Below are 12,289 nucleotides of genomic sequence, written 5' to 3'. Positions count from 1 at the left end.
CCGGCGGGCGCCGTTATGACCAGGGTTCTTCGAGGTACCCCCGTCCCATGCGCCTACTCAGACCACCTGGTGTCTACGCCCCATTGGAAGACACCGAACTGCTCGCACGAGTGGCCCGTGAGGAGCCACGGATGCCCGGTGCCGACGTGCTCGACGTCGGCACCGGCACGGGTGCGCTCGCCCTGGTGGCCGCCGAGAGCGGAGCCGTGAGTGTGACCGCGACCGACCTGTCGCGCAGAGCCGTCCTCGCGGCCCGGTTCAATGCCCGGCTGCGAGGGCTACCGGTCCGTGTCCACCGCTGTGACCTGCTGAGCTCGGTGGCGGGGCGGAGCTTCGATCTGATCCTTTCCAATCCACCGTACGTCGCTTCGCCCGGCGGCGTACCGGCGAAGGGCGCCGACCTGGCCTGGTGGGCGGGTGCGGACGGCCGGGCGGTGCTGGACCGGCTGTGCGCACAGGCGCCGCCCCTGCTGAGGCGGGGCGGCGTACTCCTTCTGGTGCAGTCGGCGCTGTCCGGCGTCGGGGCGACCGTGGACGCCCTGACCGCGCAGGGGCTGCGGGCCGAGCCGGTGGCCCGCGAGACAGTGCCGTACGGCCCGGTGATGCGGCGGCATGCCGCCTGGCTGGAGGCCCGGGGCCTGGTGGCGCCGGGCGAGACGAAAGAGGAACTGGTGGTCATCCGTGCCCTGCGCAGCTGAGTCCTGTGAGTCCTGTGAGTCCCGAGGTCCCGGGGACAGCCGCCCCGCCCGGCGCGTCGTCGTGGACCCGCAGGGGCCTGTGCTGGTCGAGGGACCGGTCGAGATCACGCTGGCGGACGGCACGACCGCCCGCTCCGACCGGTTCATGGTGGCCGTCTGCACGTGCCGGCGCAGCCGCAGCTACCCCTGGTGCGATACCAGCCACCGCCGCAGAAGGGTTGTCAGGAGCGAGGGCGGGTACCCGGCGGGCTCCAGCGAACGGACCGTCAACCCCGAATCAGGAGGGACGATGACAACCGCACGGCAGATCATGTCCAAGGGCACGGAGTGCGTGGGTGAGCAGGAGACGCTGGCGGACGCCGCCCGGATGATGACGCGGCTCGGCGTGGGCGCGCTGCCCATCTGCGGCACCGACGAAAAGCTCAAGGGCATGCTGACCGACCGCGACATCGTGGTGCGGGCACTCGGCACGGGCAAGGACCCGGGCGCGACCAAGGCCTCCGAACTCGCCCAGGGCGAGGTGGTGTTCGTACAGGCCGACGACGACGTCGAGCAGGTGCTGCGCAAGATGACGCGGCACAAGGTGCGCAGGCTTCCGGTGATCGACGACCACCGGCTGGTGGGCATGATCGCCCAGGCCGATGTCGCCAAGGCGCTCCCCGAACCGCAGGTCGGTGAGCTCCTGGAGGCGCTGTCCACCGACTGACGACGGCGGGCCGGCACGGGCCGGCAGCGATCGGGTGCGGGAAGGCCCTTCCAGATTCTTGGAACACGTTCTAGTGTGTGCGCCGCCGTAGGGAACGCGACACTCTGGAGGGGCCGTGCACCTCGAATACACGCCTGAGCAGACGCGGTTGCGCGCCGACCTGCGTGCGTACTTCGCCGAGCTGGTACCTGACAACGCCTACGCCCGGTACTCCGAACCGGCGGCCCGGAAGCGCTTCTACCGCGCCACTGTCCGCCGCCTCGGCGCGGACGGCTGGCTGGGCGTCGGGTGGCCCGAGGAGTACGGCGGTCGAGGGCTCTCGCCGATGGAGCAGTTCATCTTCTTCGACGAGGCCGCGCAGGCCGGCGTGCCGCTGCCGCTGATGGCCCTCAACACCGTGGGCCCGACGATCATGCAGTTCGGTACGGCCGAACAGAAGGCGTACTTCCTCCCCAAGGTGCTGGCAGGGGAGATCGACTTCGCGATCGGCTACAGCGAGCCCGACGCGGGCACCGACCTCGCCGCCCTGAAGACCCGCGCCGTACGCGAGGGGGACGCGTATGTCGTGAACGGGCAGAAAATCTGGACGACCAACGGGGACACCGCCGACTGGGTCTGGCTCGCGGTGCGCACCGACCCGGACGCGCCGCCCCACAAGGGCATCACCATGCTGCTCGTACCGACGAACGACCCCGGGTACTCCTGCACTCTCATCAACACCCTTGCCTCGCACGACACCACCGCCAGCTACTACGAGAACATCCGCGTTCCCGTTTCCCGGCGCGTCGGCGAAGAGAACAAGGGCTGGCGGCTCATCACCAACCAGCTCAACCACGAACGCGTCACCCTCGCCGCCCACGGAACCATGGCCATCCGCGCCCTCCACAACGTTCAGCGCTGGGCCGCCGACACCAAGCTCGCCGACGGGCGCCGCGTCATCGACCTCGGCTGGGTCCGCGGACGCCTCGCGAAGACCCACACCAGGCTCGACGCGATGAAGCTCCTGAACTGGCAGATGGTGTCCGCCCTCCAGGACTCCACGCTCACCCCGCAGGACGCCTCGGCGGTGAAGGTCTACGGCTCCGAGGCGCGCCGCGACGCATACGCCTGGCTGATGGAAGTGGTGGGCGCCGCAGGCCCGTTGAAGGAGGGCTCGGCGGGCGCCGTCCTGCACGGCGAACTCGAACGCGGCTACCGCAGCGCCGTCATTTTCACCTTCGGCGGCGGCAACAACGAGATCCAGCGCGAGATCATCTCCTGGATCGGCCTGGGCATGCCACGCGTACGCCGCTGACAAGCTGCGACGTGACGGGACGCCGTGGACCGGCCCGGCGTTAGCCTGGCCGTACCGGCCCGGCAGGAGACGGGGAGGAGGTGGAGCCATGCGGGACGCCGACCCGGGCCTCTTCGGACCCGAATCCGTCACCTGGCAGCTGCACAGCGACCCGATCATGTGGATCGCGGGCGTACGCGCCCTCTACCTCCAGGCACTGCACCCGCGCGCGGTACGCGGCGTTCTGCAGAACAGCGACTTCCGTAAGGACACCTGGGGCCGGCTGATGCGTACCGCCTCCTTCGTCGGCACCATCACGTACGGCACCACGGAAGCCGCCGAACGGGCCGGCGCCCGCGTCCGCAAGATACACAGCATGCTGGGGGCCACCGACCCGGCCACCGGTGAGCGCTACGGCGTCGGTGAGCCGGAGCTGCTGCTGTGGGTGCACTGCGCCGAGGTGGGCTCGTACCTGGAGGTCGCGCGCCGCTCGGGCATCGTGCTCAGCGAGGCCCAGGCCGACCAGTGCCTCGACGAACAGCGCGAGGGCGCCCGCCTGGTCGGTCTCGACCCGGCACACGTCCCCGCGTCGACCGCCGCACTCGCCGCCTATTTCGAGAAGGTACGGCCGGAACTCGCCGCCGGGCCCGAAGCCCGCGAAGTCGACGATTTCCTCCGCGAACCCCCGGTGCATCCGCTGCTCGTACCGGCGCGCGCTCTGCTGTGGCGGCGCGTGGCCGCCCTCGCGTACGCCTCACTGCCTCCTTACGCCCACGAGCTGTACGGCCGCCCCGCCCCGGCGCCGGAAACGGTCACCCGCAGGCTCGCCCTGACCGGAACGGCCCTGCGCTGCATCCCCTCGCGTGTGCGGTGGCAACTGCCGCCCGCTCACATTCTGAAGGCAATGGCACGACTCGGCCCCGACGCGCGCCCCGCACCGTACAAACTCCGCAGACAGGAGGCCATACTGGACGGGCCGGGGAGGGCGCAGCGGAGTGACGGGGGCGACAGCACGAGATGGCGGACACCAGGCTGATCCAAGGCCGGTACCGGATGCTCGATCTGATCGGGCGCGGGGGCATGGGCGAGGTGTGGCGTGCCCACGACGAGTCGCTGGGGCGCAAGGTCGCCGTGAAGTGCCTCAAGCCGGTGGGGCCTCAGCACGACCAGTCCTTCACCAGGGTGCTGCGTGAACGCTTCCGCAGGGAGGCGCGCGTCGCGGCCGCTCTGCAGCACCGGGGCGTCACCGTCGTCCATGACTTCGGCGAGCACGACGGCGTTCTCTACCTGGTCATGGAACTGCTCGACGGGCGCAACCTGAGCCAGCTCCTGGAGGACAACAAAGCACACCCGCTGGACGTCGCCGATGTCGTCGACATCGCCGAACAGGTCGCCTGGGCCCTCGCCTACACGCACGAGCAGGGCATCGTCCACCGGGACCTGAAGCCCGCCAACATCATGCGGCTCACCGACGGCACGGTGAAGATCTGCGACTTCGGCATCGCGCGCCTCGGCCACGACATCGGCTTCACCTCCCGGCTCACCGGCACCGGAATAGCCATGGGCACCCCGCACTACATGTCGCCCGAGCAGATCAGCGGCACAGAGGTCGACCACCGCAGCGACCTCTACTCGCTCGGCTGCGTGCTGTACGAGATCGCCACCGGTGTGCCGCCGTTCGACCTGGACGACGCCTGGGCGGTCCTTGTCGGCCACCGTGACACGCAGCCGGAGCCGCCGCGTACGCACCGCCCGGAGCTTCCCGGGTTCTTCGACCGCATCGTCCTGGACCTGCTCGCGAAAGCCCCCGAGGAACGGCCGTCCGACGCCAAGGCCCTGGCGCACCGCCTGACCGCGGCCCGCTCGTCGGGGCCCGTCGGCGTACTCGCGCTGCGCCCGCCGGCCGGGCGCCCCGAACAGCCGCCGTCACGCGCTCCCCGCCTGCCCTCCTGGACGCGCGGCATGACCACCGGCCACAAGGCCAGCGGTGCGTGGTCCGTCCCGCACACCCCGCCCGACCACTCCGCGGGGCTGACGGGGGAGTGGACCACCGGCGTCGACCTGCGGCGCGCTGCCGCCGTCCCGGTCGCGCTCAGGCCCGAGCGGCCCACACCCCCGCCCGAAGTGCTGGCCGTACTCAACAGCAGGCACAACGCGGGACTCAGCCTCGGCCGCCTCGGCCGCTGGAACGAGGCGGGCGAAGTGCACCGCGCGGTCGCCGCCGAGCGCGAACACGCCCTGGGCCCCGACCACCCCGACACCCTCGCCAGCCGCTACGAGGTCGGCTTCACCCTCAGCAGGACCGGGCGCGCCGCCGACGCCCTGCGCGAGTTCGGCGCCGTGGCGGAGGGCCGCGAGCGCACCATGGGCCCCGACCACCCCGAGACCCTCGCCGCCCGGCAGGAGACGGCGTACGTACTCGGGCAGCTCGGCCGGCATTTCGAGGCGCACCAGGTGTACGCCGCCGTCCTCGCCTCCCGGGAACGCACCATGGGAGCCGAGCACCCCGACACGCTGCGCTGCCGGCACAATCTGGCGTTCAACCTGAGCCGGCTCGGGCGCCTGGAGGACTCGTACCGTATGGCGCACGAAGTCGCGACGGCCCGCGCCAGGGTGCTCGGCGCGACGCACCCGGACACGCTCGTCACACGGTACGAAGTCGCATACGCGCTCGGGCAGCTCGGGCGCTGGGTGGAGGCCCTCCAGACGTACCGCGACGTCGCCCAGGCCCGCGCGCAGGCGCTCGGCGCGGATCACCCGGACACCCTCGCCGCCCGCTACGAGGTCGGCATCAGCCTCGGCCGGCTGGGCCGCAGCGCGGAGGCCCTGGAGCTCTACCGGGCACTGGTCGACGACCGCACCCGGGTGCAGGGCCCCGCCGATCCCGAGACGCTGCGCGCGCGGCACGGACTCGGCGTCAACCTCGGCCGCCTCGCCCGCTGGGAGGAGGCCCTGGCCGAGGCCCGCGACGTATGCGCGATCCGCGAACGCGTCCTGGGCCCCGACCACCCCGATACGCTCGTCAGCCGCCGGGAGGTCGCCGTCGGCCTCGGCTGGCTGGGCCGCTGGGCCGACGCCCTCACCGTGTACCGGCAGGTCGCCGAGGCCCGCGAACGCGTCCTGGGCGCCGACCATCCCGACGCTCTGGCCAGCCGCAACGACGAGGCGCACTGCCTGGAGCAGCTCGGGCGCGGCGCTGAGGCCGTCGAGCTCTACCGGCGGGTGGCCGCTCTGCGGCAGCAGCGCGGAGCGCAGAGCCACTGAGACCGGGTAGGCACAGTGGTACGCGACAGACAGGAGTGCGCACGCCATGCCCGTACACGTACAGGACAGGTATGACGCCGTGATCGTGGGCGGCGGACACAACGGCCTGGTCGCAGCCGCCTATCTGGCCCGCGCGGGGCGCTCCGTGCTCGTGCTGGAACGCCTGGGCCACACCGGCGGTGCGGCGGTGTCCACCCGCCCGTTCGCCGGTGTCGACGCCAGGCTCTCCCGCTACTCGTACCTGGTGTCACTGCTGCCTCAGCAGATCGTGCGCGACCTCCGGCTGGACTTCGCCGTACGCAAGCGCACCGTCTCGTCGTACACGCCGAGCGGGCGTGACGGCCTGCTGGTCGGCGGCGGCACCGAAAGGACCCGGGAATCGTTCGCGCGACTCACGGGCGGTGACACGGAGTTCAAGTCCTGGCAGTCCTTCTACGCCGTCATGCGCCGCGTCGCGGAGCGCGTCTTCCCGACCCTCACCGAGCCGCTGCCCACCCGGGACGCCCTGCGCGCCCGTATCGACGACGAAGCAGCCTGGCGAATGCTCTTCGAGGAGCCGCTCGGTGTCGCCATCGAGGAACACTTCGCCGACGATCTCGTACGCGGCGTTGTCCTCACCGACGCCCTGATCGGCACCTTCGCCGACGCCCACGACCCCGCGCTGCACCAGAACCGCTGTTTCCTCTACCACGTGATCGGCGGCGGTACGGGCGACTGGGACGTTCCCGTGGGCGGCATGGGAGCCCTCACCGACGCGCTCGCGAACGCCGCTCTGGCAGCCGGCGCCGAGATCGTCACCGGCCATGAGGTGACCCGCATCGACACCGATGGCAGCCGCGCCGAAGTGACCTTCCGGAGCGACACGGGTGAGGCCACTGTCGCGGCCCGGCACGTTCTCGTGAACGCTTCGCCCCACGCTCTCGCGAGCCTCCTGGGGGAGGAGCCTTCCGCCACCGACTCCGCCGAAGGGGCGCAGCTCAAAGTCAACATGCTGCTGCGCAGACTCCCGCGCCTGCGCGACCGTTCCGTGGAACCGAACGAAGCGTTCGCGGGAACGTTCCATGTCGCGGAAGGGTACGGTCAATTGGCGGCCGCCTACGCGGAAGCGGCGTCCGGGCGGCTGCCGAGCGCGCCGCCGTCCGAGATCTACTGCCACTCCCTGACCGACCCGTCGATCCTCGGCCCGGATCTCGCCGCACAGGGCTACCAGACACTGACACTCTTCGGTCTGCACACTCCGGCACGCCTCTTCGCCCACGACAATGAGGCGGCCCGCGCCGAACTCCTCGCGGCCACTCTCGCCCAGCTCGACACGTACCTCGAAGAGCCGATCACCGACTGCCTCGCGCTCGACAGGAACGGCCGCCCCTGCATCGAGGCGAAGACCCCGCTCGACCTCGAAAGCGAACTACGGCTGCCGGGCGGGAACATCTTCCACCGCGCACTGTCGTTCCCGTACGCCGACGAGTCCGCCGGAACGGGGCGGTGGGGCGTCGAGACAGCGCACGCGAACGTTCTGCTGTGCGGGGCTGGCGCCGTCCGCGGCGGGGGAGTCAGCGGTATCCCCGGTCACAACGCGGCGATGGCGGTTCTCGGGCGCTGAACGGTCCAGTCGGCCCTACCCCGCCTCAGTCCTCGGACGCTGTCCAGCCCGTCGCCTCGATGCGGGCGGCGTCCGCGGGCCTGGCCTCGTCGAAGAGCGTGCGCCGGCCGTCGTCGACGCGCAGTCCGTCGACGTACGCGCCCCGCCCGACGTACAGCGTGTCGGTCCGGTACCGCCAGCGCAGACGCACCTCCTTGCCGCGCCAGGCCGCGAGGTCCGCGCTCAGCCGGTGCCAGACGCGCTGCGACCAGCCGGTGACCGCGCCCGCCGGGTGGGGCCGCGGCTCATGCCCCTTGCGTACGGTCGTGAACGGCACCGCCTGCCACGTTGCGCCGCCGTCCGCCGAGGCTTCGAGGAAGAGGCGGTCGGAGCCGGGCTCGGTGTCCCACCACAGCGAGCAGCGCAGCCGGGGGCGGTCCGACACGGGGGTGACGGCGGGCAGCGTGAGCGTGGCCGTGGTGGCCGAGGCCATGCCGGAGAACCAGGCGGTGCGGCCGTGCACCGGGCGTACCGCGACCGCGCGGGCCATGTTGTTGGCGGCGGCCACGCGCGGCGCGCTGCCGGAGCGCCAGGTGCGCACCGGGTGGACCGAGTTGCCGAGTACGACGAGGAAGGAGTCGGTCGACGGGTCGAGGACCAGGCTGGTGCCGGTGAAGCCGGTGTGGCCCGCGGTCTTCGGGGTGGCCATCGCGCCCATGTACCAGTGCTGGTAGAGCTCGAATCCCAGGCCGTGCTCGTCGCCGGGGAAGGCGGTGTTGAAGTCGGTGAACATCAGCTCCACCGACTCGGGGCGCAGGACGCGCGCCTGTCCGTACGCGCCGCCGTTGAGGAGCGTACGGCCGAGGATCGCGAGGTCCCACGCGGTGGAGAAGACGCCGGCGTGGCCCGCGACGCCGCCGAGGCTGTACGCGTTCTCGTCGTGCACCTCACCCCACACCAGACCACGGTCGAGACCGGACCAGGGGAGTCTGGCGTCCTCGGTGGCGGCGGTCTTCGGCTTCCAGGAGGCGGGCGGGTTGTAGCGAGTGCGGTGCATCCCGAGTGGAGCAGTGATCTCGTCGTGGAGCAGGGCGTCCAGAGTGCGACCGGTGATCTCTTCGAGGACGAGCTGGAGCGAGATCAGGTTGAGGTCGGAGTAGAGGTACTTGGTTCCGGGCGAACTGGCAGGCGCCTCGTTCCACAGGAGCCGCAGCTTTCCCTCCCGCGTCGGCTCCTTGTAGAGCGGAATCCAGGCGCGGAACCCGGAGGTGTGCGTGAGCAGCTGGCGCACCGTCATGTCCTGCTTGCCGGCGCCCCCGAACTCCGGAAGGTACGAGGCGACCTTCCCCTCCAGCTCCAGCGTGCCGCGCTCGATCTGCTGCACGGCGAGCATGGACGTGAAGAGCTTCGAGACCGACGCCAGGTCGAAGACCGTGTCCTCGGCCATCGCGATCCGCTGGTCGGCCGGGAACTCCACCGCCGTGTCGGTCTTCTCGTCGTACGCCGAATAGCGCACCGCCGACCCGATGGCCTGATGCAGCGCCACCGTGCCGCCCCGCCCGGCGAGCAGGACCGCCCCCGCGTACCAGGGGTGCTTGGGGGAGGGGCCGAGGTAACGCTCCGCGTCGGTGACGAGCTGCTTGAGGGGGCCGGGGAGCAGCCCGGCGCGTTCGGGTGAACCACGCCGCAGCGTCGGCCGTCCGGCGTCACCGTCCTTGGCGCGGCCTGCCGCGTCCGCCCGCCCCGCCGCCAACGGCGCGAGCACCAGGGTGCCGCCCAGCGCCATGATGCCGCCACCCAGCCTGCGCCGGCTGATTCGTCCGTCGGTCACGAGCCACCCCTTGTGAAAGTAACTTCCGCCACACGTTCAGCGAATGAAACTTTCTTGCAGGCCAAGGGTGCTGTCAACCGGTCAGTCGCCGCGAAGGACGCGCGAGGAATCTGACGCTGTATCAGAAAATCTCTTCCCTCGTCCGCCCCGCTGCGGCATCCTGCCGCTCATGGAGACGGAGCTGAGCAAGAAACTGGGTGTCGAGCACGCCATCTTCGGCTTCACACCCTTCCCGGCGGTGGCCGCCGCCATTACCCGGGCGGGCGGATTCGGCGTGCTCGGCGCGGTCCGCTACACCGCCCCTGACGAACTCGCGCGCGACCTCGACTGGATGGCCGAACACACCGACGGGAAGCCGTACGGCCTTGATGTCGTCATGCCCGCGAAAAAGGTGGAAGGGGTGACCGAGGCCGATGTGGAAGCGATGATCCCGGAAGGGCACCGCCGGTTCGTCGAGGAGACGCTCGCCAAACACGGTGTACCGGGGCTCGCCGCCGGCGAGGCTTCGGGCTGGCGTATCACCGGCTGGATGGAGGAGGTCGCCCGTAACCAGCTCGACGTCGCCTTCGACTACCCCATCAAGCTGCTCGCCAACGCCCTCGGTTCCCCGCCCGCCGACGTCATCGCCCGCGCCCACGACCACGACGTCCTCGTCGCCGCTCTCGCAGGCAGCGCCAAGCACGCCAGACGTCACGCCGAAGCGGGAATCGACATCGTCGTCGCGCAGGGGTACGAAGCGGGTGGCCATACGGGTGAGATCGCCTCGATGGTCCTCGTCCCCGAAGTGGTCGACGCCGTCCATCCGCTGCCCGTTCTCGCGGCCGGAGGCATCGGCAGCGGCGAACAGATAGCCGCCGGCCTCGCGCTCGGCGCCCAGGGCGCCTGGCTCGGGTCGCTCTGGCTCACCACCGAGGAAGCCGACCTCCACTCGCGCGCCCTCACCGCCAAACTCCTCGCAGCGGGCTCCGGCGACACCGTCCGCTCCCGGGCACTCACCGGAAAACCCGCCCGCCAGCTGCGCACCGAATGGACGGACGCCTGGGACGACCCGAACGGACCGGGGACGCTCCCCATGCCGCTCCAGGGACTGCTCGTCGCCGAGGCCGTCTCCCGTATCCAGAAGTACGAGGTCGGCCCGCTCCTCGGCACGCCCGTGGGCCAGATCGTCGGCCGTATGACATCCGAACGCAGCGTCCAGGCCGTCGTCGACGACCTCACGCGCGGTTTCGAACGCGCCGTGGACCGCATCAACCTCATCGCCGGAAGGAGCAGCCAGACATGACCGTGACGCAGCCGCCCAACGGTTTCTGGGCCCAGGCGACCGCGGACCCCGGGCGTACGGTCCTCACCGCCCCCGACGGCGAGGAATGGACCGCCGGACGGCTGCACGCCGCCGTCAACCAACTCGTCCACGGACTGCGCGCCGCCGGCATGCGGCAGGGGGATGCCTTCGCCGTCGTCCTGCCCAACGGTGTCGAATTCTTCACCGCCTATCTGGCCGCCTCCCAGGCCGGCTTCTACCTGGTCCCCGTCAATCACCACCTCGTCGGTCCGGAGATCGCCTGGATCGTCGCCGACTCCGGTGCGAAGGTCCTCATCGCGCACGAACGCTTCTCGGGCGCGGCCACCGCCGCGGCCGACGAAGCGAAGCTTCCCGTGAACGGCCGTTACGCCGTCGGCGACGTACCCGGGTTCCGCCCGTACGCCGACCTCCTGGTAGGACAACCTTCGTACGAGCCCGCCGACCGCACGCTCGGCTGGGTCATGAACTACACCTCGGGCACCACGGGACGCCCGCGCGGCATCCGCCGCCCGCTGTCCGGCAAGCTCCCCGAGGAGTCCTACCTCGGCGGCTTCCTCGCCATCTTCGGCATCCGCCCCTTCGACGACAACGCCCACCTCGTCTGCTCGCCGCTCTACCACACCGCCGTACTCCAATTCGCGGCCGCGGCCCTGCACATCGGCCATCCGCTCGTCCTCATGGACAAGTGGACGCCAGAGGAAATGCTGCGCCTCATCGACCGGTACGCGTGCACGCACACCCACATGGTCCCGACCCAGTTCCACCGGCTGCTCGCCCTGCCCGAGGACGTACGCGCGTCGTACGACGTGTCGTCGATGCGCCACGCCATCCACGGCGCGGCGCCCTGCCCCCACCACGTCAAGCGGGCGATGATCGACTGGTGGGGCCACTGCGTGGAGGAGTACTACGCGGCCAGCGAGGGCGGCGGCGCCTTCGCCACCGCGCAGGAGTGGCTGAAAAAGCCGGGGACCGTCGGCAAGGCCTGGCCCATCAGCGAACTGGCCGTCTTCGACGACGAAGGAAAGCGTCTGCCGCCCGGTGAACTGGGCACCGTCTACATGAAGATGAGCACCGGCGGCTTCAGCTACCACAAGGACGAGGGCAAGACGAAGAAGAACCGTATCGGCGACTTCTTCACCGTCGGAGACCTCGGCATACTCGACGAGGACGGCTATCTCTTCCTCCGCGACCGCAAGATCGACATGATCATCTCGGGTGGCGTCAACATCTACCCCGCCGAGATCGAAGCGGCCCTCCTGACCCACCCCGCCGTCGCCGACGCCGCCGTCTTCGGTATCCCGCACGCGGACTGGGGCGAGGAGGTCAAGGCCGTCGTCGAACCCGCCGAGGGGCACACGGCCGACGCCGCACTGGCCGCCGGCATCCTCGCGCACTGCGAGCGACAGCTGGCCGCATTCAAACGGCCCAGGACCGTCGACTTCATCGAGGCGATGCCCCGCGACCCCAACGGCAAGCTCTACAAGCGCCGCTTGCGCGAGCCGTACTGGGAGGGCCACGAGCGCGCCGTCTGAGCTCCCGCCGACCGCCACCGCCGACCGCCGCCACAAGACCGTGAGTGCTGCCCCATGTGCCGAGGGGCCCCCACCGCACCGGACGCTGTTGGTTAATTCG

The 12,289-nt window shown here is 70.8% G+C and carries 9 protein-coding genes and 1 pseudogene; 9 read left to right on the top strand and 1 reads right to left on the bottom strand.

All coding sequences use genetic code 11. From position 1 onward, the window contains the following. Positions 1–131: 131 nt before the first annotated feature. The 7 genes and pseudogenes from J7E96_RS30780 to J7E96_RS30755 all read left to right on the top strand — a co-directional run bounded on the left by J7E96_RS30780 (position 132) and on the right by J7E96_RS30755 (position 7,544). Positions 132–698 (top strand): HemK2/MTQ2 family protein methyltransferase, encoded by a 567-nt coding sequence (locus tag J7E96_RS30780; RefSeq protein WP_374196734.1) that lies wholly within the window; start codon positions 132–134, stop codon positions 696–698. Further along, positions 613–894 (top strand): annotated as a pseudogene (locus J7E96_RS38925) (CDGSH iron-sulfur domain-containing protein); the annotation flags it as partial. The gene J7E96_RS30780 and the pseudogene J7E96_RS38925, both read left to right, overlap by 86 nt. Positions 895–987: 93 nt before the next feature. Continuing rightward, positions 988–1,404, top strand: a complete 417-nt coding sequence (locus tag J7E96_RS37855) for a CBS domain-containing protein (RefSeq protein ID WP_251070691.1) — start codon at positions 988–990, stop codon at positions 1,402–1,404. Between the two features lie 115 nt (positions 1,405–1,519). After that, on the top strand, positions 1,520–2,698 hold the full coding sequence (locus J7E96_RS30770) for an acyl-CoA dehydrogenase family protein (RefSeq protein WP_215136121.1): 1,179 nt from the start codon (positions 1,520–1,522) through the stop codon (positions 2,696–2,698). An 88-nt stretch (positions 2,699–2,786) separates the two neighbouring features. Further along, the gene (locus J7E96_RS30765) at positions 2,787–3,713 is read left to right on the top strand and encodes an oxygenase MpaB family protein (RefSeq protein WP_215136119.1); all 927 of its coding nucleotides are present in this window, start codon (positions 2,787–2,789) and stop codon (positions 3,711–3,713) included. Further along, positions 3,695–5,941: a serine/threonine-protein kinase gene (locus tag J7E96_RS30760; RefSeq protein ID WP_215136117.1), complete on the top strand. Its 2,247-nt coding sequence runs from the start codon at positions 3,695–3,697 to the stop codon at positions 5,939–5,941. The genes J7E96_RS30765 and J7E96_RS30760 overlap by 19 nt, the downstream gene beginning before the upstream one ends. A gap of 46 nt (positions 5,942–5,987) precedes the next feature. Beyond that, complete coding sequence (locus J7E96_RS30755) at positions 5,988–7,544, top strand: NAD(P)/FAD-dependent oxidoreductase (RefSeq protein ID WP_215136115.1); 1,557 nt, start codon at positions 5,988–5,990, stop codon at positions 7,542–7,544. Between the two features lie 25 nt (positions 7,545–7,569). Here J7E96_RS30755 and J7E96_RS30750 read toward each other — a convergent pair whose 3' ends face one another. Further along, a complete protein-coding gene (locus J7E96_RS30750; RefSeq protein WP_215136170.1) occupies positions 7,570–9,309 on the bottom strand; it encodes a serine hydrolase domain-containing protein in 1,740 nt (579 codons plus the stop codon). Positions 9,310–9,523: 214 nt separating this feature from the next. On the opposite strand from J7E96_RS30750, the gene J7E96_RS30745 reads away from it, so the two are divergent. Both J7E96_RS30745 and J7E96_RS30740 read left to right on the top strand, forming a co-directional pair. Beyond that, positions 9,524–10,636: a nitronate monooxygenase family protein gene (locus J7E96_RS30745; protein ID WP_215136113.1), complete on the top strand. Its 1,113-nt coding sequence runs from the start codon at positions 9,524–9,526 to the stop codon at positions 10,634–10,636. Next, complete coding sequence (locus tag J7E96_RS30740) at positions 10,633–12,189, top strand: acyl-CoA synthetase (RefSeq protein WP_215136111.1); 1,557 nt, start codon at positions 10,633–10,635, stop codon at positions 12,187–12,189. The genes J7E96_RS30745 and J7E96_RS30740 overlap by 4 nt, the downstream gene beginning before the upstream one ends. The last annotated feature ends 100 nt before the right edge of the window (positions 12,190–12,289 follow it).

Origin of the sequence: Streptomyces sp. ISL-96 (assembly GCF_018614035.1) — a bacterium.
Taxonomy (GTDB): Bacteria; Actinomycetota; Actinomycetes; order Streptomycetales; family Streptomycetaceae; genus Streptomyces.
Note: the sequence above shows the minus strand (reverse complement) of the source record. Positions and strands in the feature narration are given on the sequence as shown.

Bases quoted from the DNA above. Each gene is read 5' to 3' on its own strand.
- J7E96_RS30750 (WP_215136170.1), bottom strand. From the start codon at position 9,309: ATGGCGCTGGGCGGCACCCTGGTGCTCGCGCCGTTGGCGGCGGGGCGG.
- J7E96_RS30765 (WP_215136119.1), top strand. From the start codon at position 2,787: ATGCGGGACGCCGACCCGGGCCTCTTCGGACCCGAATCCGTCACCTGG.
- J7E96_RS30755 (WP_215136115.1), top strand. From the start codon at position 5,988: ATGCCCGTACACGTACAGGACAGGTATGACGCCGTGATCGTGGGCGGC.
- J7E96_RS30780 (WP_374196734.1), top strand. From the start codon at position 132: ATGCCCGGTGCCGACGTGCTCGACGTCGGCACCGGCACGGGTGCGCTC.
- J7E96_RS37855 (WP_251070691.1), top strand. From the start codon at position 988: ATGACAACCGCACGGCAGATCATGTCCAAGGGCACGGAGTGCGTGGGT.
- J7E96_RS30760 (WP_215136117.1), top strand. From the start codon at position 3,695: ATGGCGGACACCAGGCTGATCCAAGGCCGGTACCGGATGCTCGATCTG.
- J7E96_RS30740 (WP_215136111.1), top strand. From the start codon at position 10,633: ATGACCGTGACGCAGCCGCCCAACGGTTTCTGGGCCCAGGCGACCGCG.
- J7E96_RS30745 (WP_215136113.1), top strand. From the start codon at position 9,524: ATGGAGACGGAGCTGAGCAAGAAACTGGGTGTCGAGCACGCCATCTTC.